At 42.7% G+C, this 23,260-nt stretch carries 27 protein-coding genes; 2 read left to right on the top strand and 25 right to left on the bottom strand.

Going from position 1 to position 23,260, the window contains the following annotated elements; translation table 11 throughout:
- Nucleotides 1–63 precede the first annotated feature (63 nt).
- Nucleotides 64–1,211, top strand: a protein-coding gene (locus tag OGW13_RS23085; RefSeq protein ID WP_096755719.1) for an IS3 family transposase whose coding sequence is annotated in 2 segments (ribosomal slippage) — nucleotides 64–301 and nucleotides 301–1,211 — 1,149 coding nt in all. Because the reading frame shifts where the segments join, the coding sequence is not laid out codon by codon here.
- On the opposite strand, the gene OGW13_RS23080 is transcribed toward OGW13_RS23085, so the two are convergent.
- From OGW13_RS23080 to prmB, 24 genes are all read right to left on the bottom strand, one after another.
- The gene (locus tag OGW13_RS23080; RefSeq protein ID WP_287116531.1) at nucleotides 1,208–1,330 is read right to left on the bottom strand and encodes a hypothetical protein; all 123 of its coding nucleotides are present in this window, start codon (nucleotides 1,328–1,330) and stop codon (nucleotides 1,208–1,210) included. The genes OGW13_RS23085 and OGW13_RS23080 overlap by 4 nt on opposite strands.
- Nucleotides 1,331–1,370: 40 nt before the next feature.
- The gene (locus OGW13_RS23075; RefSeq protein WP_042999984.1) at nucleotides 1,371–1,898 is read right to left on the bottom strand and encodes a GTP-binding protein; all 528 of its coding nucleotides are present in this window, start codon (nucleotides 1,896–1,898) and stop codon (nucleotides 1,371–1,373) included.
- Between the two features lie 341 nt (nucleotides 1,899–2,239).
- Complete coding sequence (locus OGW13_RS23070; RefSeq protein ID WP_287116530.1) at nucleotides 2,240–2,896, bottom strand: lytic transglycosylase domain-containing protein; 657 nt, start codon at nucleotides 2,894–2,896, stop codon at nucleotides 2,240–2,242.
- A gap of 65 nt (nucleotides 2,897–2,961) precedes the next feature.
- Nucleotides 2,962–4,686 (bottom strand): TadE/TadG family type IV pilus assembly protein, encoded by a 1,725-nt coding sequence (locus OGW13_RS23065; RefSeq protein WP_248381801.1) that lies wholly within the window; start codon nucleotides 4,684–4,686, stop codon nucleotides 2,962–2,964.
- Nucleotides 4,687–4,727: 41 nt separating this feature from the next.
- A complete protein-coding gene (gene tadF / locus OGW13_RS23060) occupies nucleotides 4,728–5,414 on the bottom strand; it encodes a tight adherence pilus pseudopilin TadF (RefSeq protein WP_287116529.1) in 687 nt (228 codons plus the stop codon).
- A gap of 208 nt (nucleotides 5,415–5,622) precedes the next feature.
- Complete coding sequence (locus OGW13_RS23055) at nucleotides 5,623–6,135, bottom strand: TadE/TadG family type IV pilus assembly protein (protein WP_287116528.1); 513 nt, start codon at nucleotides 6,133–6,135, stop codon at nucleotides 5,623–5,625.
- A gap of 1 nt (nucleotide 6,136) precedes the next feature.
- Nucleotides 6,137–6,571: an A24 family peptidase gene (locus OGW13_RS23050; RefSeq protein ID WP_287116527.1), complete on the bottom strand. Its 435-nt coding sequence runs from the start codon at nucleotides 6,569–6,571 to the stop codon at nucleotides 6,137–6,139.
- Between the two features lie 48 nt (nucleotides 6,572–6,619).
- The gene (locus OGW13_RS23045; protein WP_287116526.1) at nucleotides 6,620–7,114 is read right to left on the bottom strand and encodes a hypothetical protein; all 495 of its coding nucleotides are present in this window, start codon (nucleotides 7,112–7,114) and stop codon (nucleotides 6,620–6,622) included.
- 18 nt (nucleotides 7,115–7,132) lie between these two features.
- The gene (locus tag OGW13_RS23040) at nucleotides 7,133–7,654 is read right to left on the bottom strand and encodes a roadblock/LC7 domain-containing protein (RefSeq protein ID WP_143089773.1); all 522 of its coding nucleotides are present in this window, start codon (nucleotides 7,652–7,654) and stop codon (nucleotides 7,133–7,135) included.
- Nucleotides 7,655–7,743: 89 nt separating this feature from the next.
- On the bottom strand, nucleotides 7,744–8,106 hold the full coding sequence (locus OGW13_RS23035; protein ID WP_042999976.1) for a hypothetical protein: 363 nt from the start codon (nucleotides 8,104–8,106) through the stop codon (nucleotides 7,744–7,746).
- A 134-nt stretch (nucleotides 8,107–8,240) separates the two neighbouring features.
- On the bottom strand, nucleotides 8,241–9,521 hold the full coding sequence (locus OGW13_RS23030) for a tetratricopeptide repeat protein (protein WP_287116525.1): 1,281 nt from the start codon (nucleotides 9,519–9,521) through the stop codon (nucleotides 8,241–8,243).
- Nucleotides 9,515–10,372 (bottom strand): type II secretion system F family protein, encoded by an 858-nt coding sequence (locus OGW13_RS23025; protein ID WP_287116524.1) that lies wholly within the window; start codon nucleotides 10,370–10,372, stop codon nucleotides 9,515–9,517. The genes OGW13_RS23030 and OGW13_RS23025 overlap by 7 nt, the downstream gene beginning before the upstream one ends.
- A 1-nt stretch (nucleotide 10,373) precedes the next feature.
- Nucleotides 10,374–11,276 (bottom strand): type II secretion system F family protein, encoded by a 903-nt coding sequence (locus tag OGW13_RS23020; RefSeq protein ID WP_287116523.1) that lies wholly within the window; start codon nucleotides 11,274–11,276, stop codon nucleotides 10,374–10,376.
- 8 nt (nucleotides 11,277–11,284) lie between these two features.
- A complete protein-coding gene (locus OGW13_RS23015; protein ID WP_042999974.1) occupies nucleotides 11,285–12,574 on the bottom strand; it encodes a TadA family conjugal transfer-associated ATPase in 1,290 nt (429 codons plus the stop codon).
- 60 nt (nucleotides 12,575–12,634) lie between these two features.
- Entirely contained in the window at nucleotides 12,635–13,780 is a 1,146-nt protein-coding gene (locus OGW13_RS23010) for a CpaE/TadZ family protein (RefSeq protein ID WP_044258464.1), read from the bottom strand.
- Nucleotides 13,781–13,795: 15 nt separating this feature from the next.
- Nucleotides 13,796–15,211 carry a type II and III secretion system protein family protein gene (locus OGW13_RS23005; RefSeq protein WP_109740443.1) on the bottom strand — a complete coding sequence of 472 codons (1,416 nt, stop codon included), beginning with the start codon at nucleotides 15,209–15,211 and terminating at the stop codon, nucleotides 13,796–13,798.
- Between the two features lie 47 nt (nucleotides 15,212–15,258).
- Complete coding sequence (locus tag OGW13_RS23000; RefSeq protein WP_061069817.1) at nucleotides 15,259–16,203, bottom strand: CpaB family protein; 945 nt, start codon at nucleotides 16,201–16,203, stop codon at nucleotides 15,259–15,261.
- A 337-nt stretch (nucleotides 16,204–16,540) separates the two neighbouring features.
- Nucleotides 16,541–16,783 carry a Flp family type IVb pilin gene (locus OGW13_RS22995; RefSeq protein ID WP_082366160.1) on the bottom strand — a complete coding sequence of 81 codons (243 nt, stop codon included), beginning with the start codon at nucleotides 16,781–16,783 and terminating at the stop codon, nucleotides 16,541–16,543.
- 437 nt (nucleotides 16,784–17,220) lie between these two features.
- Complete coding sequence (locus OGW13_RS22990) at nucleotides 17,221–17,505, bottom strand: YfcL family protein (protein WP_287116521.1); 285 nt, start codon at nucleotides 17,503–17,505, stop codon at nucleotides 17,221–17,223.
- 31 nt (nucleotides 17,506–17,536) lie between these two features.
- Nucleotides 17,537–18,085, bottom strand: coding sequence for an elongation factor P hydroxylase (locus OGW13_RS22985; protein ID WP_044258458.1), 549 nt, complete (start codon nucleotides 18,083–18,085; stop codon nucleotides 17,537–17,539).
- The gene (locus tag OGW13_RS22980; protein ID WP_287116520.1) at nucleotides 18,085–18,894 is read right to left on the bottom strand and encodes a sulfite exporter TauE/SafE family protein; all 810 of its coding nucleotides are present in this window, start codon (nucleotides 18,892–18,894) and stop codon (nucleotides 18,085–18,087) included. The genes OGW13_RS22985 and OGW13_RS22980 overlap by 1 nt, the downstream gene beginning before the upstream one ends.
- The gene (mepA, locus tag OGW13_RS22975) at nucleotides 18,894–19,718 is read right to left on the bottom strand and encodes a penicillin-insensitive murein endopeptidase (protein ID WP_044258456.1); all 825 of its coding nucleotides are present in this window, start codon (nucleotides 19,716–19,718) and stop codon (nucleotides 18,894–18,896) included. The genes OGW13_RS22980 and mepA overlap by 1 nt, the downstream gene beginning before the upstream one ends.
- A 3-nt stretch (nucleotides 19,719–19,721) precedes the next feature.
- On the bottom strand, nucleotides 19,722–20,807 hold the full coding sequence (gene aroC / locus OGW13_RS22970) for a chorismate synthase (RefSeq protein WP_042999965.1): 1,086 nt from the start codon (nucleotides 20,805–20,807) through the stop codon (nucleotides 19,722–19,724).
- Between the two features lie 26 nt (nucleotides 20,808–20,833).
- A complete protein-coding gene (gene prmB, locus OGW13_RS22965) occupies nucleotides 20,834–21,766 on the bottom strand; it encodes a 50S ribosomal protein L3 N(5)-glutamine methyltransferase (protein WP_044267843.1) in 933 nt (310 codons plus the stop codon).
- Between the two features lie 168 nt (nucleotides 21,767–21,934).
- Between prmB and smrB the strand changes: the two genes are divergently transcribed.
- Nucleotides 21,935–22,486, top strand: a complete 552-nt coding sequence (smrB, locus tag OGW13_RS22960) for an endonuclease SmrB (RefSeq protein WP_042999963.1) — start codon at nucleotides 21,935–21,937, stop codon at nucleotides 22,484–22,486.
- Nucleotides 22,487–22,702: 216 nt separating this feature from the next.
- Here the strand turns inward: smrB and sixA are convergent, their stop codons facing one another.
- Nucleotides 22,703–23,188, bottom strand: coding sequence for a phosphohistidine phosphatase SixA (gene sixA / locus OGW13_RS22955; protein WP_042999962.1), 486 nt, complete (start codon nucleotides 23,186–23,188; stop codon nucleotides 22,703–22,705).
- Nucleotides 23,189–23,260 lie beyond the last annotated feature (72 nt).

The following is a 23,260-nucleotide window of genomic DNA, read 5'->3' as shown; positions in this document are numbered from 1 at the left end:
TGAATCGCCACGGGTTTAACAGACACCTCAGAGTCATTTAAGATGGCTTAAAGAGAGGTGCCCATGAGCGGTAAGCGTTATCCCGAAGAGTTTAAAATTGAAGCAGTCAAACAGGTTGTTGATCGCGGTTATTCTGTTGCCAGCGTTGCAACACGTCTCGATATCACCACCCACAGCCTTTACGCCTGGATAAAGAAGTACGGTCCAGATTCTTCCACTAATAAAGAAGAGTCAGATGCTCAGGCCGAGATCCGCCGTCTCCAGAAAGAGCTGAAGCGGGTTACCGACGAACGGGACATATTAAAAAAAGCCGCGGCGTACTTCGCAAAGCTGTCCGACTGAGGTACGCCTTTATCCGTGACAACACCTGTTGCTGGCCTGTTCGCCTGCTCTGTCGGGTGCTGGATGTTCATCCCAGTGGTTTTTACGCCTGGCTTCAGCAGCCGCATTCACAACGCCATCAGGCAGACCTGAGGCTGACAGGGCAGATTAAACAGTTCTGGCTGGAATCGGGATGCGTCTATGGTTATCGCAAAATCCATTTGGATCTGCGGGACAGCGGGCAACAGTGCGGAGTGAACAGAGTCTGGCGACTGATGAAACGTGTCGGGATAAAGGCTCAGGTCGGATACCGGAGCCCGCGGGCACGTAAAGGCGAGGCCAGTATCGTGTCGCCCAACAGGCTCCAGCGACAGTTCAATCCGGATGCTCCGGATGAGAGTTGGGTAACGGACATAACCTACATCAGGACCCACGAAGGCTGGCTGTATCTTGCCGTGGTTGTTGATCTGTTCTCACGCAAAATTATCGGCTGGTCCATACAATCCCGGATGACAAAGGACATTGTCCTGAACGCACTGCTGATGGCTGTATGGCGGCGTAATCCCCAAAAACAGGTGCTGGTTCATTCGGATCAGGGCAGTCAGTACACAAGCCATGAGTGGCAGTCGTTCCTGAAATCACACGGCCTGGAGGGCAGCATGAGCCGTCGCGGTAACTGCCATGATAATGCGGTTGCAGAAAGCTTTTTCCAGTTGTTGAAACGTGAACGGATAAAGAAAAAAATCTACGGAACGCGGGAAGAAGCCCGCAGCGATATTTTTGATTACATCGAAATGTTTTATAACAGTAAGCGTCGGCATGGTTCTAGCGAACAGATGTCACCGACAGAATATGAAAACCAGTATTATCAACGGCTCGGAAGTGTCTAGATTATCCGTGGCGATTCAGCCTGACCTAGCATCATACCGCTATTAGAGTCAACAACAGAAGCGACGATCGCACCAGAAACCTGCATCAGCGAATTTAATGATTCAGAAATATTACTCATGATAAGTCCTTTATAAAAAAATAGATTAATTCCAATAAAACTACTCGATCAACAACGCCAATAACTTCAGTACATCCTCCTTATTCCTGATATCAACTGCAATAACAGGAACATTTGAATCATTAATTAAATCTAATATTTCAATGACTCTATCGGAATAAGACTCACTATACTTACTAATTCCTACAATACATTTACTGGTCAACAACACATCACGAAACCTATTGATGAAAAAATTAATTTCATCTGTAAATGTCTTGCTGGTAATATCAAAAAGTATTACAGTGCCTCTTGATCCTTTACTCATAAACTCCCAGAGAAACTCGAACCTCATCTGACCAGGGACACCATAGAGTCTCACACGGGTATCATTGTTAAAGCTAAACTCACCATAATCAATGCCAACAGTGACTGTCTTCTTTGGAACCAGCTGACTATTCAAAGACTCTGTATCTAATGAGGAACGCATAACCTCCGTGCTCACAACAGATATTTCACTAACTGCATTTATGGCTGTCGTTTTACCAGCCCCTGTTGGACCCACGAACACTATTTTTAATTCATTCATATATAAAAACACCAGATAGCAAATTAGTGTGTTTTTGCAACATTCAGAGGCTCACCGTATGAAATACATTATAAGCATAAAAAAGGAAATAACCAGAAAAAATTGCCAGCATTATAATGCACCATCGACACATGAATATAAACCGCCCTTCCAAAAGGTCATACGCATAATATTCATCAGACTAAAAAAAAATGGCAAACAATAGAACTAAAACATGCTTGTAATAATATACTTCCATTTAAATGATGAGTAGATTGAATAGGTAAGATACAATCCAGGCAAGAGTTACTGATTTTCTCAAAAAAGAATTAAAAATTGTTCTGAAATCCACGAATTACCCATTAATCACCTCTAAGCTGTTTAATTCCCTGAGCTGCATCATGATGAGAATTAAGGCTTCGCATACGTCGTGAATCAACAGTATTCTTATTCGACTTACCTCGTGTTCCTTTGTGTTGGCTCGAAGCAGTATGGCTATCCTTACCTCCGTTCCCTAACACAGGTATAGGCAGCACGTTATTGATTGCCTGATTATCCATCTTCACATTTGCAATCCGTTGCACATAGCTGGAACTTCCTCCAGCATCTGCAATGAAACCCCGACTAAAGTTACCACTGTAGTAACAGGAGAACGCTTTCAGCCGGGCGGTTTCCGCATCAGATACTTTTAACGCGCGATCGTAACATTCCTGATAAATAGAAGCCGCAGCGCGGAGGTTTGAACATGGTTCAAATACAGTTTCATAATCAAGGGAATATCTGGACAAATTATACCGGTTTATCTGCGCCAGCCCCATTGAAAAATTCCAACCAGCGTTAGCAAGATAGCGAGCAGTAACAATAGCCTCTTCCTTATTTACAGGCTGACGAGCCAGTCTTCCCCCCACCACGCCTATGGCATAAGGGTTAAAAGAAGACTCAACGCTGATAATTCGATGTATAGCCTCAGTGTACACTTCCGCACCGCATTGTGCCGTAATAGCGGGCAAGTCAAACATTCTCAAACCCTTTCAGAAAATAGAGAAAAATGTAGCGACGTTTATTTGCACTACGGGAATTTTGACTATTCATCCGGGTTTACATAGCGGGTCGTTTCTCTTGCCATCGCTCCGGCAATGACATCATAAAGCGCATCGTAATTAGTTGCTATAAAAGCGTGTCCAGGACCGACACAAGAGTTTTGCCAGTCTAAATCAGAACCATTACTTATTAAAGAGATATAATATATTTCCACATCTGTCGTCGTCGTTCCAGCAGGATATTTTTTAAGACCGTTTCTGATTACATCACAGAGATGATATGTATCCATTAGTGTCTTTCTATTTTTCTTTGAATAGGTATCATCCTCACCATCAGAGATGACAAATATCATTTTAACGTCATTTTTGCCTTTGGTGATGAGTGGCACAGCTCTTAATAATCCACTAATACTATCCGTCCCCCCACCTGGAGGTCCCATGTTGTTAAAATTGTCTATTATGGAACGGTTATCTGTAAGCTCCACCAGATAGTAATTGGGCTTTTCGATGGTTCTGATAAATTTAGCAACATTTGCATGGTCACGGGTCCCCGAAGTAGCGTAGGCACAAAGGGACTCAAAAGGAATAACATGAGCAGAAGGATCAGAATTCGAGGGAGCATTCAGATAATTAATAAAAGTTACAACATTATCATCGGTAAATAGATAATCGTCTGCAACTGTACCTTCGTAATCCATTGTTTCAATATTAGCGATAGAATTATATTTACTTACTGATGCTGTTAGCAAATTAAATTTATTAAAATTATTGGTAAATTCCTCATAATTATCTGGGTTATGAATATCAGAACTAGGGTCTGCATCACAGGTTAACTTGCCACTATCTTTTCTACAATACCCCTCATCAATTAACCATGTCTCCGCAGAGGTTGTCGTATAACCATTGGCTTTCGCGATTACATCCTTATAATAACTATTAAGATAGGCGTCTGTATTGTTTATAAAGGTATTACCTGTCGTGCGTTCCGGTGGTTGTTTGTTATACCAAAAACTCCAGTCTAACCCTGAATACTTATCCTGAAGCTTTCCAATATAAGTACACCCAACCTCTTTACTTGTCGTACTTGCGTAATTCGTCTTGTCTAATACGGCAGGAATTCCCGTAGAGAACGGTACAATACCAATCGTACTACCATTGTCATTATCGAATATTCGGTTACCAAGATCGGTAAACACTTTTTTTAATAATTCAATACGAGTGTAGCCTCTCTCTGCTGAACTACTATTCATAGAACCTGAAAAGTCGAGTACAAACGTATAATCTGCAGGGACGGAAAGATCTTCAAGTGATTTGCGGATATGACCCGACGACCGCTCGCCATGCAAAGTTATGTTCGAATGAAAACCACTATAACCCTCTTTGTATAAAGAAAGTAACGGATGGGTGATGACATCAGAATCTAAGGAAAAATCTGTCGACACCACCTTACCATTTTTATCTTTTTCTTTATCAACATTTATATAGACTTTGTTTTTGTCTATTTCCTCACCAGGGAGATAATAAGATAAATACATTACTGTTTTTTCAGTATCTGCATTTTTATCGTCACTGTCATATGACATCGCAATTGAATAGACGCCCTGATTAATAGCATCTGATAAACGAGACCGCTCAGTGATAAATCGAGCCCCATCAATTGCTAATGAAAAGAAACCGATAAGCGTAGGCAACATAAGCGCATAACTTATTGTTACAGCGCCTTCCCTGCAAATAATGAATAACAAAAATCGTTTGATTAAATATTTCATTTTATATCTACCTGAGTTACCAGCAGAAATGATAGCTTTGTTTACCGCGGCAGCGTGACATTTCGAATATAAAGACTACCGAGGTCCTTATTAAAGATGCCCAAAGCTCGATTAAAATAACTTTCTGCTCCGGGAACACACAAAATCACTTCATAAACAGGAAACCAATCTTGATCAGCGTCAGGAGATCTATCCGGGCGATGACCCCAGACCGAAAGCTTCGCAAGATCCTCACGACGGGAATACTTACGTGTAACATCACAACCCTCAATGAACATGGTATTAAAAGAGGTTGATGTATATCTTGAAAGTGGCCCGTCTGGTTTAACGGGATGCGAGCTTGGGCAATTATTTTGGCGACTACTTTGAATACTACTTTGAATACTACATTGTTGGGCTATAGGCTGTAGAATTTGTATACCGAGCTGATAGGGCTCGACGGAACCATCTTTTTGGCGCAACATCTCGTCCAGCGTTGCTTTTAAGGTATCCAGATCGCTTTTGCTAATATCGGAAGCGTTACCGCCACCAAACAGACCGTTTCGCTCACGAAAAATCATTGTTAATGAATAATTAACGCGCTCCATATGGCTTTTTTTAATGAGTGAAAAACTCATATCAATCAGGAATCCGCACATCAAAGCGAAAATCAGTAAATAAAAAGCAAACTCGATGCTTGAGGTTCCTTTCTCAGAATATAATCTTTTCCATAAACCGTAACGTTTCATCGCAACATCCTGTATATAGAGGATTCACTTAACAAGAGTGACTATGTCTAATTTATAGGTAAAACTGTTTTTATTTATTGTTATCATGATACGTATGAAAACTTGCTCTAAGTATTTTCGCACCTTCTGCACCAGAAGAATTATTAATGCAAGCGTTTATTATTTGCTAAATAGTTCACTGATTCACAAAGCGCAAACATCGCTCCCGTTAATAACCATCCTTAAAGCTTCTGTCAATATTGACCTCTTGTATATAGACAATTCGGCGAGTCATTTTTTCCTGCATAATATCAACAGGGAACACAAAAAATAGCGGTTCATAGGGAACTTCAATTTTATATATGGAAATTGGATTTTTCGTGTTACTCAGTTCACTACAATTAACAAATGGTTCCTTTTCATTGTGGTCATAACCACATGAAGCTATTTCAGTCTTTATTTCAACCTCTTTACCTAAAGTCAATAAAGCCCACCCGTTGGCACTTTCATTGATTGCATTTTGAAAATACTCATGTACCACATTCGGATTTGAGGGATCCTGTATATTTGCTGACGCATTCCCACTATTTGCCAGGAGAGCGTCCAGAGAAGCCATGATAAAAATTACACGGCACAACTCCATTATAAAAAGAATAGAAACAATGAATGGTACGATAACAAATGCAAATTCGATTGCTGCAGCACCATCTTCCTCTGCAAATAATCTTCTGAGTCTTGACATTTTAATAAACAAACCTCCACATGGTCATGATATAACCAATAGTAATCGCAACACCAAATGGGACAGAGGTTTCATTATGATGTAGTACACATCGAGTGAACAATAAGATTGAAAGCGCACAAAATACGCCGGGTAAACTGACAAAAACTGCAAAGTCAATTAATTGGCTGACTGGAATGCTAAAAGATAAAGATGCGATTAGTTTTATATCCCCGGCACCTATTACCCCTAAAAGATTTATGAAAAAACCAACAATCATAATAGAGAGAGGAATTTTTATATTAATATCTTGTACGACGAATGAGAGAAGAAGCGAGAGAAGCAAAATAGTAAAAACCACTTTATTTCTAATTTTCCTCTCAAAAATGTCCGTATAACAGCAATATATCAATTGAATGGCAATTAATACTATCAAACCTCTCTGCAATAAGATCATTAGTTCATACCATGACAATTTGTTTTCAGACAAGATAAAAAAGAGAAATCACCTTTTACCCTTTTTCTTCTTAGCACTCTTCATTTTGTGATACACAGGAATAACCACATCCTGATGTTTAACAGCTACTTCTGCTGAAGAAATTTGCTGGTGACAAACTGTAATGCTTTCATTCTTAATGAGTCGAATGTCGTGTTTTTCGAAAATAGACCATATCATATTGAAATAGTTACTAATTGTGTCACGGATCAGCGTGTCACGATCGCAAAGAATCGGTTCAATTGCAATAACACCACAGGTAATATCAGCACGAGTAAGATGAATAGCCTTCTTTAGGCAATAATCTATTCTCTCGACAGGTTCATCAGACATTTTATCTAAAAGGTCTTTTCTGATCTGTGATACCATCTCATGAAGCTGTGAAATTCGATTTACCGTAATATTCTCACGCGATTCAATGACAGGCTTCGCTGAAATAAAACCGCTGATAAAATCAGAAGCGCACAAGCCTACTGCGGCTTCAAAGCTAAACGAACTATTCATTACATTACCTCACCGTGTTTATAAATGTTTATTACAAATCTCAATTATATTTTCCGAAAGCTGCCTTACACGCCAGAAAATTTGACCTATTGACTCATCTTTTGATGTTATTGCCATCAAACATAACATCTTCTGTGCGGCCGGGATGCGATTAAAAAGAATCATGTTTTGGTCGCTCTCCATAAAAACGGCATTTTGCTCACCGCCCCCCACTTCAGTTAACATCGCAGAGCTGATCCCCAGCAGGGAACTGGTTAATGCTGATACTTTTCGAATATGGAGTTCATAGCCTGGCGTGAGAAGAGAGGCAATTTCAAAGCCATCTGCTGTAGATATGAGCAAATTTTTTAATACTGCATTCCCTTCAGAGAAGCGTTCAAGCTCGGCTTTTAATTCATTGATCAACAAATCAGATATAGTATTAACATCTGTATCACTTTGCTGTTCCATTGAATCGGATTGATCATGCGCTTCTAATTCTGGCTCGGAGGGGTCAGACTCAACGTCATTCATACCAAACGGTAACATAATTTTATCCATCGTCATTAACCATCGTAAATTTTTCAACACCAATTTGCTTTCCGATAAAGCAAATTACCTGGACTGTATGCAACAATAACTTTAAAAGATTATTGCACAGACAAATTAGAAAATTTTTCATTTAATCGCAGGCGAGTTAATGCAATATTTGCATCACGTGCAATACGAATAAAAATAAAATATTTTGCTGCTTCAGGAACTTGTTTTAAAAGAAATATATCATCACTATAGGTAATTAATATATCTTCCATAGTCTTTTGTTGCGCAGAGAGTTTACTGAATTTTATATTCGCCCTGATAATATCACTCATACCTGTACTCAAAAAACCAAACCTATCATTGATATTTTTGCTGTGTACGATTTCTTTAATTGTGTTATCTATTAAAGCAACGCCCAGAACTCCATCAATCCCAGATAAGGTATCAAGCAAATTATTAATTTTATGTTCCATACTCGCTCCATTCACTCTTTACCCCAATAATATTGACAGTAAAAGAGTGCACTATGACTATTAACTCTTAAATATCCAGGACAGACAATCTACAGCCTCGCAAGCATAAGCGAGAAGATTAAGTAAGCAATATACTAATAGTTAATATCAACTATTACTTTCTCTTTATATTGACCGTTAACTGATAAACGTGAAACACTTTTAGTTGTAATACATTTGTTAGTTACTATTTGCAGTTTCGAGTTCCCATTGCCATTATTCATGATTTCTATTTTTTTAATATTTTGCCGTTTTTGTATATTTGCGAGGAGCGAATCATAAATACGTTTCATAGGCTGAGCGTTAAATATCTCTATTTCAACTATATTGTCATAACGTTTGGGCATCACACTATAATTAAGTGGGTAGGCAGAATAAAGAGCAATTCTATCGCCACCCGGAATACTGGCAGATGTCACATTGGCTATTAATTTAGCATGTGGTATTTCTCCAGAAAAAGGAAGGACAGCATCAGATATACTTTTATCATATGTACAATTCTGGGATATTCCACTGTTCACCAGTTGAGAGAAATCATCAGATTTTATATTATTCTGCATATCCGATACAGGTATTGTCAGGGGCTTATTTTGATTAAGGCCAACGCTTTTGCTTGCAGTCACTGCAACATCGTTTTTTTGTCCTTCTATTTTAAAATGTTCTCGCGGTGATAATTTTGCCAAAGATGCAATTAGCGCATCAGGTAGTGATGTTGAGAGTTTATCATCAATAATAATTTTTTTCGCACTCTCATAATCATCGGATTTTACCAGAGCATAGGCTAGGTTATACGCAGTTTGTGGTTTATATTCTTTCCTGGAATACAGAGGGAGAAGATAATTTCTTGCCGTAATATAATCTCCTTGCAGAATAGCCATCATGGCCAGATTATTGACGACGACCTCTTCATCATAAAAAAGCCCTCTTGCTTTTTCAAAAGATAACGTTGCCTTAAGATAGTCTCCTGTTTGAGCCAGTAAAATACCCTGTAAATTCCATAATTCCCCGTTTGAGTCATCATGTGCAAGCATTTCATTTAGAATGGCCTGGGCTTCATTTTCCTTTCCTAACTCAAGCAGATTCTGAGTCTTAAGCAGTAAATATTCTTTACTTCCTTTTTTTTCTACCAATGGTGCCAGATAAATATTTGATGAGTTATAGTCGCCAATTTTATTATATAGCTGTGATAGATAGTATCGTTCATCATCATTATCTTTAACACTGAGTTTATTTCTGTATATCTCAATAAGCCCTTGATAATCATTCAGTTGAGTTAGGATATATTCCTTTTGTTCTTCATCAGATGCATTCGTAGGTCCACCTGTACAGCCAGATAGCACAGCAAGCATTAATAGGGGTAATAATCTTTTTACCATGTCGAAGTCATCTTAATCAGGCCCGGACCGGCAACAATTGCGATCAGGGGAAAGAGAATAAAAGCAATCATTGGGAATGTCATCTTTGCAGAAAGTGCTGCAACTTTTTCTTCCATAGCAAGTAATTGCATCTGTCTAATTTCTTTAGATAAATCTATAAGTACAGCATATATCGACGAGCCAAATTTTGTGCTCTGCAATAATGCTGAACACATCATTCTTACTTCTTCATTAACCACTTCACCTGAAAGTTGTTCAAGTGCAGCGTTAATGCCACTAACATCAGCTCTCAAAACAGTGCGGATAAGCAACGAAGACAGATCTTTATTGATCACTTCCATCTTATGAGAAATATAAGCAAGCGAAGCTTCGACTGTCATACCTGACTGGATGCATACGGCTAAAAGATCTATACAGTAAGGAATGTCATTAGATATTCTTCTAAATTGCCGCTGAGAAATAGCTGTTTGCACTCTCGAAGGTACGATAACAATCACTCCGAGTATAGCTAACAGTGCAATCATTAGCATCTGATTATCAAGCTTCATCCATCCCATATAATTCGCTATGAGCACTGGTGAAGCTATCACAACAAATAAAAACGCCTTAACTTTAACATTCTTATCTAACTCAGATGAAATTGAAACAAGTTTACTATTTTTCTTGAATGTTTTATCCAGTTGCGTCTCTATCAAATTTGTTCCATATGTTAATATATTCTTTTTATTACTATCTACTTTAGAAAAATTGATTAACTTCTTAACTTTATTAGCTCGCTGCTTGCGATAAATAAGGAGTAATATACTTCTCATTCCAGTCAGAAAAACAATAAAAGAAATAATATATATCATTTCACCCAACCTTATTCATCATAGACCAAACGATAAATAGCCCTATTAATATACTTGTTAATGCGTAATAAAGAATATATTTCCCTGCATCTGTTCCAATAAGAATTTCAAAATTATCTGGTGCCACAAATTTCAAGAAAAAGAAAAAAAAGACAGGAATAATGACAAGTACTTTAACCGACATTCTTGCCTCAGCAGTCATTGCGATTTTTTTTCTGTCCAACGTCTTACTTGCTGAGATTAACATTGTCAGGCGAGACATCACTTCGCTAACTTGCCCTCCGCCTTTCATATTTATAAGTACCGTAATAACGAATGAAAAATATTCACTATAGGGAAATTTTTCGTAAGAATCCATAAATATGCGCTCAGGATCATCTCCGATATCCAGTCGCATGAGAATACGTTTGAACTCTCTTCCGAAATCGCTGTCTATCACACGCGAGCATTCTTCAAAGCCCTGCAATACCGGGCGCCCTACTCGTACCGCGCTATTAATTATATTGAGTGCCTCGGAGAAATCCCTCTCAAACTCTCGCCGGTACTTTTTTACTTGTCGCATATACAAAATATAGATGGTAGCAAGTAACGTTATATTTGTTATTACGGCATTGCTGAAATTCAGATTTTCCATGTTTACATATAATGCTGCGGCACATGCCACCAGTATTATCGCTACATGCTTAAAAATGTGCTCGTTTTTTTTTCCAATTAGATTAGCATGAAGCTTTTCAATAAAAATAAAAACTCCTGCCATTGAATCTTTGAATGGTTGTTTTTTATTTGCTACTTCCTGGCTGGCAATGATGTTCGTTGAGAGTATTTTTCCTTTTATTTCTTTCGTTTTTTTTAACGATAAATATATTTGAAGAACACCACAAATAGAGATAACAATAAAAATCATTGCCATTATCATGAGACTTTATTCCCAAATAGTTGCCGTAACGGATCAAGATAACCATGAATTAAAGCTTGCCGATAAACTGCTGACCGCTGCAAAAGACCGTTACATGTAAACGTACCCGTGATCATACCATTATTATCTCTTTCAGGATTAGCAGCATAAGAAAAGATATCCTGTAGAATAATATTCTCACCTTCCATCCCCATGACTTCGGATATATTTATTACTTTTCTGGACCCATCGGGAAGACGTGAAGCTTGAACAATGATATTCACAGCAGTTGAAATATTTCTCCGTATTGCTACTAGGGGTAATGCTGAATTGGCCATCATTACCATGCTCTCAAGACGAGCTAATGCATCACGCGGGTTATTTGCATGCAGCGTTGACATAGAACCATCATGTCCGGTGTTCATTGCCTGCAGCATTTCGAAGGCTTCTGGCCCGCGGCATTCCCCAATAATAATACGATCCGGGCGCATACGAAGTGAGTTGATAACCAAATTTCGCATCGTGATTTGCCCTTGGTTTTCTGAACCTGCCAATCGCGTTTCTAGTCTTAATACATGTGCTTGTTGTAAACGAAGTTCCGCTGCATCTTCAAGTGTCAAGACACGTTCAGTTTCGTCAACATATTGGGACATCGCATTTAGTAGAGTTGTTTTACCCGAGCCTGTCCCCCCGGAGACAATGATATTGACTCTACAGCGACTTGCAATTACCAGGAAATTAGCCATCATTTCATTCATACTGCCATATTTGATTAGCTCTCCCAGAGTTATATTTCCCTTACCAAATTTACGAATGGACATTGAAGTGCCATCAATAGATATTGGAGAAATAACTACGTTGAGTCGGCTACCATCAGGCATACGCGCATCCACAAGCGGTTGCGCGTCATCAATTCGCCTTCCTACTTTACCCACCAAACGTCGGGCAATATCTGTTAACTGCTCATTATTGATGAACTGCTTATCAGAGAGTTCCAGGCGACCTTTACGTTCTACAAAGATACGATCCGGGCCGTTGACCAATATATCGCTAATCGACTCATCTTCCATTAACTCGCGCAATGGACCATAGCCAGTAATTTCATCAACAACTAACTCACACAGCTCCTGTCGCTCCGGTGCAGAGAGATAATTCTCTGTGCGATTGTTATTAATAACATTACGAATAACCGTATTAACTTCGTTAATGAGTTCCGCACGGTTTTCTTTGATACTTTCAATTTGTTCCAGATCTATGTTTTTAAGTACTTCTTGTCTGAAATAGATAAAGGAAATTGATTTATTCATATAAGGCCCATGATTAATATAGTGCCTTGACGAGGGATAGCCACGATGATAACCTGGTCATTAATTATTTTTCTTCTTATTAAATATTGAAAATAGTGATAGACCTTTCTTATTGCCATCAGGTTTCTCACCTTTCATATTTTTACCCAACATTTTGGCCGTAAAGAAATAAAGTTCTGATTTGTTATCAGTCTTTTTTACATCTTTAATGTAAGGGTGTACAATGTCAATTTTCTTACCCAGGTAATTTTCTATATCTTCCTTATTCAACTCATTCGGCCTTGAATGATGATTTTCATTCAGAATGATAATGTTTTTTGAATTTTTCTTCTGATTGTCTGACGTGGTGGTTGTTCTTTCTAATTCATCAATGATAAGACGGGCATTGCGTACTGATGAGAGTTCTCTGGTTACAACAATAAAGATAAAATCGGAACCAGGGACAATGTAGGCAAGTTTATCTCTCACCTGTGTTGTAACGTTATGGTCAAAAACAACAATATTATAATTTTTGTATTCGTCCGAATCAAACTGCCATTGCTCTTCATCAGTAGCAATCTTCATTCCGCGATTTGCGTCAATATAGGATATTACACCGTCATGTTGTAGAGCGGTATCTGATATGAGATCAAGATCGGGTGTGCCTGTATGCCCCTGAACAAGCAATACAGGTAAATGACTTAATCCACAAATTGATCTAAAAAACTGGTATGCGACAAAAGAAGTTCCACTTCCCCCTTTGCAGCCCAGGATACTGATGCGTTGTGTATAGCTCACACTTGTAACATCAGTTTCAAAATTCTTCAATGTTACACCGAGCAATGTAATTTGTGAATCAAGATGCAAATATACAGCCCCAATTCGCTTCATCTCATTGCTGAAGGTAATTGAATCAACATCACCAATAAATATTTTTTTCGTTGCAGCTGGAAAGAGATATTTTATCTTTTGCTGTATAGCGTCTACATCGTTAAAATCTTCAATATCAACGATGAGATACTCTGACGATGTTAATTCTTTATCATCGATAATATCATTGAAAAATTTATTTACCTGGATAATGTCATGGCAGCCGTTCACGCGTATTTGGGTCATTACCCCAGCAGAAACATGACTACGTGATGAGATGACAGCAACAGTTCCAATGGTGGAATTGTTATTTTTATTTTCAATATTTCTTTTGTTAATTTTAGTAAGATCCAGCATTTCCCCTCCCGTTCCTTATCGGATAAATCCACCGCGTGAAATGAAACTTCTTGCGTCTTCTTCTAGTCTATTAGTATGTTCATCAGCAACGCCGACATTGAAGAAAAGTTTGTCTACTGAAGTTTTATGGTATTGGGGAGTGGGGATTTTATAGCTATTTTCTGCTGAAAATGGTTTTACTAATTTTACAGTTGCGAATACGACCAGCTCACTCTTCTCTCTTTCAGTCTGTGAGCTGCGGGCAAAAGCCCCAAGGATTGGGATATCGCCGGCATACGGCACTTTAGATAAAGACTCTCGGTCAGTTTCAGTCAGTAATCCACCGATGACAAAACTATCTCCATCGGCTAATTCTATTGTGGATTGTGTTCTTCTGGTGTTAATGGTCGGGATAGCATAGGAGTTGTAAGTGTAGCTCCCTGTAACATTACTTAATTCGTTAGATATGAAAAGACGGATTTTATCAGTGCGATTCACCTTTGCGCCAATATTAAGACGTATGCCGTATTCCTTATACTCCACAGATGCCGTACTGTTGCCACCACTGTCGACAACAATTGGAATCTCCCCTCCTACCAAAAAGCTGGCATACTCTCCTGAGAGAACGGTTAAATTCGGTTGTGCTAACACTTTCGCAATGCTGTCGTTTTTGACGGCGTTGATAACAGTACTAATGTTTCCTGCATCAAATCCGCCTTTAAAGCCTATTAAACTGAAGACTCCCGCGCTGTTTGCTGTACTCCCACCGTTGATGATACTGTCAAGTGTTAAGCTGCTCCATTCAATGCCCAACGCATCGGTGAATTGCTTAGTCACTTCAACAACGGTTAACTTCACATTAACCTGTTGCGGCGATGATAGTACAGTCATGCGATCGATGATATTGTCCCATCTTTTTTTACTTAAATGGTCAATTTTGGTGCCGCCCGTGCCGCCGCCTTGCGAGCTTTCATTCCAGGTGACGTCTTCTTCTTTTTTATCGCTGCCAACAAGACTACCTACAGTGTTATAGATCTCATCTCTTAATTCTTCTGTCGCCACTTCACCTTGAATAATATAAGTTGCCTTATCTTTACTCATGTAGCGCTCAATGCTAATTTTGGTGCCAGGGTATTTTTTATTCACCTTTTGGGCCAGGGAGCTTCCGATTTCATCAACGGCAACGCTGATTTTTTTTAATACTTTACCTTTCACTCCGTAAATCGTTAGGTCAGCCACACCTGGTTGCTTGGCGAACAGGACAATTTTTTTATTATCAATGACTTTGTAATCTGCAACTTCTGGGTTTGAGATGAAAACAGTCTCTATTTTCTGCTGCGATGAAATATTTTTTGCTTGCCCTTCCTTCAGTGTTAAATCTTCTCCAAAGGCAGACGATAGTAATAATGGACATAAACAAAATAAAACGAGCACTTTTGCTGTTTTCGACATAAATCTATCCTTATTTTTAAGCATCCGTATTATTAATACTTTTAGCGCTATTTGCTATTTATCGAACTGTTAGCACTATTCTCACCGCGAAACTCTCTTATAAACTCACTGTCATTTTGAATCGTTGTCGCACTTTGAACCGCTGTCGATAAAATATTTCTATTATCAATCGGCCACTGACCTTCATCCCCCACTAAGACAGAATGAGCAGGATCAAATTCAGCAATATTTTCACTCGTAGGGAAAATATACAGTTTTGCATCCTCTAAACCTTTTAGCATTATCACTTCTGCAGGCGTAAGCTCCACTAAAACATATCCTTCATTTATCATGGGGTTTTGTTCATTTACTACTGCTTTAACTTTCGATGTAACTGTTTGAATGGACAGTATCTTCTTATTTTTCATTAACATTTTAAAATGCCGACCATTAATATGATCCGTTGCATCTGTTACTGGCGCGGTCTTTATCTCTCCGGATTCGTCTTTTGTTACTCTCAAATTATAGGCCAGATAAATATCTACTCCGCCGCCAGCTTGCGCATTGTTGAAGAGATAGCTATCATTTTTTTTAATAGAGAATCCGTAGACTATACTTCCAGGTTTTGCTGACATTTTTATATATTCTTCGCTACCTGGCTTAACTAAAATTGCCTGGGGAATTTTTGCGCCTTCTGAAATATCACTTTTCAGCATCCAGTTATCAATATCGCCCACAGAAAGTGTACTTTTTTCATTCCCCCCCTCTTTTATCTTGAGGGTTTCGAGTTGAAAATCCCCAGAGGTTAATCGCGTCCCTTTTTGCAGATTTTTCTTCGCAACGGCGACGGTAATACTTTCCGTAGGCGCTTCGATAACTTTTGTTTGAACAACTTTCTGCACCTGACTGGGCTTGTACTGGGGTTTCTTGCTCGCCATATAATAAAAAAGCATACCAATGATACCAATAACGATCATGGCAATATTAATTATTAATGAGTATTTTTTGCTCATTGATATCCTCAACGTTATCAGGCTAATATGTGTGACGTCATAATTTATATGACGAAAACTATGATTTATGATGCCATCATCGTCCGCATATTATGGAAAAATTGAATATAAGAGTTAAGTTCTATAATAGAAGTAAATGTATATTGAGGAATACGTACATGATATACATTTATTTAGGACATAGCTACCGCACGGACTTTGCTGATTGCGAAGTCTACAAAGGGATTACCATATTTTACTTACACATAAAAAATGATGTTTTCACACCATTTATTTATACTTATTTTATTAAACTGTACGGGCAGAATATTCCCTGCCCGCATTATCTCAACGCTGTTTATGGATTGGCATTGGAAGAGATAGAATCCAAGACCTGTTGCGATACCGTTTTGAAAATACTTTCTAACAACGTCTGTACTGTACCATCTTTACCGAAGATCACTGCGACTACGGCTGCAACGCCAGCAAGTACAATTGCATATTCTACAGCTGTCACGCCTCGCTCATCTTTAAAGTAGTTATGGACACGTCCGGCTCCATTTAACCCCTTAACATAAGCTTTGATGAGTAGCTCATTCATTTTCTTAGTCCCTATTATGATACATTTAGTAGCTAACAACCCTGATAGCTAGTCGCGCGTATACACAGTCTGCAGCCTGAATTCGTATATGGCTCAAGCTGGAAACATTATGAACTTTGGATTTCTAAAATATAACCCTATGATTTTTTTTTAAGATTATATTTATATAGCGAAGGGGATTGAATTGTCAGATTACAATTCATCAAAACGATTGATTTGAATTTGTGGGAATTATATCGTGCGTTTTTTCTTCTTTTTTTGAGGCGTTTCTGATTAATTTAAATTAAATTACACATGAGATAATATAATGCAATATATTTAAATAGATTTGTTTTTTTGCGACCTGCCAGAATTTGGGTCCAATAAAGAATTCACTATCGGACCCACAATGAGACACTTTCGCTTAGATGTCTAATTGACCCTCTGTTGAGTCATTATTAAACGCCTTGATGCGCCACCTTCTGATACAGCGCGTCCCACATCTCTTTGACTAACGCCTGATCGCGCGGCGACAACTCACCGGCACCGATAGCGTTTTCCAGGCTGCGGGTGACGTTGGCATAGACGGCCTGACCAGAATGGTCATCAGTACCTTCCAGTTCTGCGACGGCTAACGTCAGGTGGCCACGCAAATATCCACTGGCAAACAGCTCATCATCGCTTGCATGCTCTACCATGTCGTCGATTAATGCCAGAATGCGTGATTCAAACTCCGCGATCATCTTCTTTCCTCATTGTAACGTGGCACTGGCTTCAGTTGAGCGCTTCTGGCCACGGGAATTGTTCCGCCGTAAGTTCAGGCGTGTGATAATAATTCTGTAATGCTTTGATGAAGCGCGCCGGACGTTCGGGAATGCCCTCCTCCAGATACGTCATCACCTGTGCATGAACCCGACGCTGAAACACCACGCGGTCCGGTTCAAAATCGCCTTCCAGGTTGTCGCAACTGACGTTAAACGGATATCCCGCCGCCACGCAAAACAACCAGTCGAATGCCTGCGGTTTCACTTCCACATCTTCAAACTGCCCCTGTGTCACCGCATCGCGACCGTCCGGACAATACCAGTAGCCGAAATCCACCAGCTCGCGGCGCGCTTTTCCGGCAATGCACCAGTGCGAAATCTCATGCAATGCGCTGGCGTAAAAGCCATGCGCAAAAACAATCCGGTGATACGGGATCTCCGTATCAGCAGGAAGATAGATCGGTTCGTCGTCGCCTTTAATCAGACGGGTATTAAAATCATCGGCAAAGCAGCCGTTAAAAATCTCAATCAATTGTTCGTAGCGGTGCGTACTGTTCATTAATTCATCCCCAGCCAGTGGAGAATCTCCTGTCCATGGTTATCATAAAGAAGTTTCATGCTCATCACCGCCGAGACAATGACGATCATGGGCCGAATCAGCTTTTGTCCTTTGCTCAGTACCAGTCGGGAGCCCATCCGCGCCCCGAGAAATTGCCCGATCAGCATGACAAATCCGGTGGCCCAAATCACTTTCCCGCCGATGACAAACAGCAGCAGGCCGCCAATATTGGAGGTGGCATTCAGCACCTTGGCGTGAGCCGTCGATTTAGCAAGGTTATAGCCGCACAGCATGACAAACGACAGCGCGTAAAATGAACCAGCCGCCGGGCCAAAAAAACCATCGTAGAAGCCTACGCAGCCACCGGCCACCAGGGCAAACGGCAGACCGTACAGGCGACGCTGTCTGTCTTCCTCGCCCACTTTCGGCATCAGCAAAAAGTAGAGACCAATGCAGATCACCAGAACAGGCAGGATCTGTCGCAACACGCCTGACTGCACATGCTGCACCAGCAGTGCGCCGCTCATCGAACCAATAAAGGTCATCGCGATATTGAGTTTTTGCTCGGCGAGGTTCACCACTTTACAGCGAATAAAATAAATTGAAGATGAAATCGAACCGCCGCAGGCCTGCAGTTTATTGGTTGCCAGCGCCTGCGCGGGAGACATCCCTGCCGCCATCAGCGCGGGGATGGTCAACAGGCCGCCGCCGCCCGCCAGTGAGTCGATAAATCCAGCCAACATTGCCACAAAAAACAGCACCAGCAACAGCAGCGGAGAGACCATAAACAGGTCCGCAAAATTATCCATTAGAGTACATGCTCATCCAGAAGCGCCTGGCAGGAAGGCGGCAACGGAGGCGGTGTCTTCTTCTCAGGCTTTGTTGTTCCAGGTTTTGGCGGTTCAAACCAACTTTGTAGCTCAGCGCCGCAACCGTCGCCCGGAGGAGGCAAAGGTTGATCTTCGCACTCAAGGCTGTCGGCAGGGCAACGTAATCGGACATGCATATGCGCACGATGCTGGAACCAGGGTCGCACTTTACGTAACCAGTCGCGATCGGTACCGGCATCCAGGCAGAGCTGTTGTTTTATGGCAGGATTCACAAAAATACGCGTGACGTCGTTATCTTTCGCCGCCAGCTTAATCAGGCTGGAGATTTCCGGTTTCCAGAGCGAAGGCACAACATGTTTACCGTCACGGGCGACCAAATCCAGCGCCTGGGGACGCAACAGTTGCGCCTGAGTCCAGCGTGTTTTTGGCAACTGCAGGAAAATGTCTACATCCAGACCGGTCTGATGGCTGGCATGTCCGCCGTTAAATCGACCACCGGCGGGCATTCCCATATCGCCAATCAGCACCGTTCCCAACCCCAGATTGCTCACCTGCGTACTCAGTCGCTGGATAAACATCACCAGATCGGGATGGCCAAAATAGCGGCGCTGATCGGTGCGCATCACCTGATAGTGATCCGACTGCACGGGAAGCGTGTCCGCCCCCACAATGCAGCCGTTCGAGAAACCACCAATTGACTGTGCGCTGCCCGGCACGGGCTGGGTAATTTTCTGCCACGGCGTCGCCGCCAGACTGGCCGCGCTGGCAAACAGAGCCAGCAGTGCTATCGCGGTTTTTTTCATCTCTTACCAGCGTGGAATATCCGTTTTGACATCCGCATTTTGCGCCCGTTGACGTAACAGGTGATCCATCAGCACGATCGCCAGCATCGCTTCCGCGATGGGTACCGCACGGATCCCCACGCACGGATCGTGACGACCTTTCGTGATCATCTCCACCTCTTCGCCAAAACGGTTAATTGTGCGACCCGGAACGGTAATACTGGACGTCGGTTTCAGCGCCATGTGGGCCACGATTTGCTGGCCGCTACTGATCCCGCCCAGAATACCGCCGGCGTGATTGCTCTGGAAGCCGTCTTTGGTGATTTCATCACGATTCTGACTGCCGCGTAGCGCCACGACCTCAAAGCCGTCACCAATTTCGACACCTTTCACCGCGTTGATGCTCATCAGCGCGTGGGCGATATCGGCATCAAGTCGGTCAAAGACGGGTTCACCCAGGCCTGCCGGCACACCGCTGGCGACCACGGTCACTTTCGCGCCAATGGAATCGCCCTCTTTTTTCAGCGCGCGCATCAGCTCGTCCAGCGCTTCAATTTTATCAGGGTCAGGACAGAAGAACGGGTTTTGCTCGACCTGCGACCAGTCTTTGATTGCCAGCGGAATGTCGCCCATCTGGGTCAAACAGCCCTGAATGGTTACGCCAAATTTTTCAGCGAGATATTTTTTAGCAATGGCACCTGCCGCCACGCGCATCGCGGTTTCTCGCGCGGAAGAACGCCCGCCGCCACGATAATCGCGCAGGCCATATTTCTGTTCGTAAGTGTAGTCTGCGTGTCCCGGACGAAACACGTCCTTAATAGCGCTGTAGTCCTGCGAGCGCTGATCGGTGTTTTCAATCAGCAAACCTATGCTGGTCCCCGTCGTTACGCCTTCAAACACGCCGGAGAGGATTTTCACCTGATCCGGTTCGCGACGCTGCGTCGTGTAACGCGACGTGCCAGGGCGACGTCTGTCGAGATCGTGCTGCAGGTCAGCTTCTGTCAGCGGAATGCCTGGCGGCACACCGTCGACGATACAACCGAGCGCCAGCCCGTGCGATTCGCCGAAGGTGGTTACACGAAAGAGTTGTCCAATTGTATTTCCTGCCATTGCGGTCTCGTTGTTGTCGTTGTGGTTTAATCTTTATAGAGGCTGAAGTGCTCGCGGGCAGCAATCAACTCGGCTTTGGTCAGCATAAAGACGCCATCGCCGCCATTGTCAAATTCCAGCCAGGTGAACGGCACATCCGGATATTGTTCCATCAGATGTACCATGCTGTTACCGACTTCACAAATCAGAATGCCGTTATCAGACAGGTAATCCGGCGCGTTGCCCAGAATGCGACGGGTGAGTTTCAGGCCGTCAGTGCCGGACGCCAGACCCAGTTCCGGCTCATGACGATATTCATTAGGCAGATCGGACATATCTTCCGCATCAACGTACGGCGGGTTGGTTACGATCAGATCGTACTGAACCTTCGGCAGGTCACGGAACAGATCGGAACGAATCGGCGTGACATGATGGATCAGACCGTGCTCTTCAATGTTGTGTTCGGTCACGGCCAGCGCGTCCGCCGAGATATCTACCGCATCCACTTCCGCTTCCGGGAAGGCATAGGCGCAGGCAATCGCAATACAGCCGCTACCGGTACACATATCAAGGATAAGCTGAGGCGACTCCCTGACCAGCCCCGCAAAGCGGTTGTTGATCAACTCACCAATTGGAGAACGCGGCACCAGCACGCGCTCATCAACATAAAACTCATGGCCGCAGAACCAGGCTTTGTTGGTCAGATAGGCCACCGGAATACGTTCGTTCACACGGCGGATTACGCGCTCAACAATACGATGGCGTTCGCTGGAGGTCAGGCGCGCGGTACGCATATCTTCTGGAATATCAAGCGGCAGATACAGCGATGGCAACACCAGTTGCACGGCTTCATCCCACGGGTTATCGGTACCGTGACCGTACCAGATGTTCGCCGCGCTAAAACGGCTGACCGCCCAGCGCAACATGTCCTGAATGGTATGCAGATCACTCACTGCTTCATCAACGAAAATTTTATCCACCTGTTCCTCCAGGGCATGCTCGCATTAATTTCGGCGGCTAGTTTGCCATGAAGACGGCGATAAATCAGCAATCACGCAGGGGTTGCGGGTGAAAATTGCGTTTTGAGCATTCGCATCCGCATCGAGTCGGGTAAACTAACGGACAATAAAAAAAGATGAGATCGCAGAATGAAAAAGAAAACATCGCTGAGCGAGGAGGACCAGGCGCTGTTCCGGCAGCTGATGACCGGCACCCGTCAGATTAAACAGGACACCATTGTTCATCGCCCGCTGCGTAAAAAGATCACCGAGGTGCCGGTTAAGCGGCTGCTTTCGGAGCAGGCCGATGCCAGCCATTATTTCTCTGATGAGTTTCAGCCGCTGCTGAATACGGAAGGCCCGGTCAAATATGTCCGTCCTGACGTGAGCCATTTCGAGCTGAAGAAAATGCGCCGTGGCGATTACTCTCCGGAGCTGTTTCTCGATTTACACGGTCTGACGCAGCTTCAGGCAAAGCAGGAACTGGGCGCGCTGATTGCCGCCTGCCGCCGGGAACATGTGTTTTGCGCCTGCGTGATGCACGGTCACGGCAAACATGTGCTGAAACAACAGACGCCGCTGTGGCTGGCGCAGCATCCGCACGTCATGGCCTTCCATCAGGCACCGAAAGAGTACGGCGGCGATGCCGCGCTGCTGGTGTTAATCGAAGTGGAAGAGTGGGCGCCGCCGGAACTGCCCTGAGCACAGAAACAACAAGAGCCGCATCAGCGGCTCTTTAGCGTAGTGATAAACCTGATTCCGGCCCCCCGACAAGCAGAGAGCACCTCATTAAAAAACCAGGAAAATCAATTTATTGATTTTCGGCTGATAACCACAAAGAAGGAAAAACCACGTTTTTTCTTCTTTGTCAGCAGTCTGAAGAGCCGCATCAGCGGTTCTTTACAGAGAATACAGCGGTTAAATCGCTTTCGCCATTTTGAGGTTGCACGGGCTCATCTGCCAGTTGAACACCCCTTTTCCGCTTTCATCCAGCGTCACACTGGCAATCGCGGAGGTGGTAAACATCGGCGGCGTTTCGCCTGGACACAGCTCGGACACCAGATAACCCACTAACGGAAGGTGGGAGATTACCAGCGCGGTGGCTACGCCTTCATTGGCCAGAGCCTGCAAATAGGCGCTGACCAGACCGACATCGCCGCAGGGAGTCAACTCCGGCAAAACATCCACGTCGCGTGGCAGGTTCATGCATCCCCCTACCACATCCAACGTTTGTTCGGCTCGCAGGAACGGGCTCACCAGAACACGTTCGATATCCACTTTTTGACCTTTCAGCCAGTTCGCCATAAGGCGTGATTCGTCACAACCGCAGGGGGTTAAGGGACGAACCGAATCACTGGCGGCATCGAGGGCCGCGTCGCCGTGACGCATGATAAAAACTTGCATATTGCACCGCTTTTGTTAACCAGAATCACACGCACCCCAGCCAAAACCCCTCAGGGTTGCTGTAATGCAGTG

Origin of the sequence: Citrobacter sp. Ca225, from assembly GCF_030337175.1 — a bacterium.
GTDB lineage: Bacteria > Pseudomonadota > Gammaproteobacteria > Enterobacterales > Enterobacteriaceae > Citrobacter_A > Citrobacter_A amalonaticus.
The sequence above is the reverse complement of the archived record's forward strand: the minus strand, read 5'-3'. Positions and strand labels throughout refer to the sequence as shown.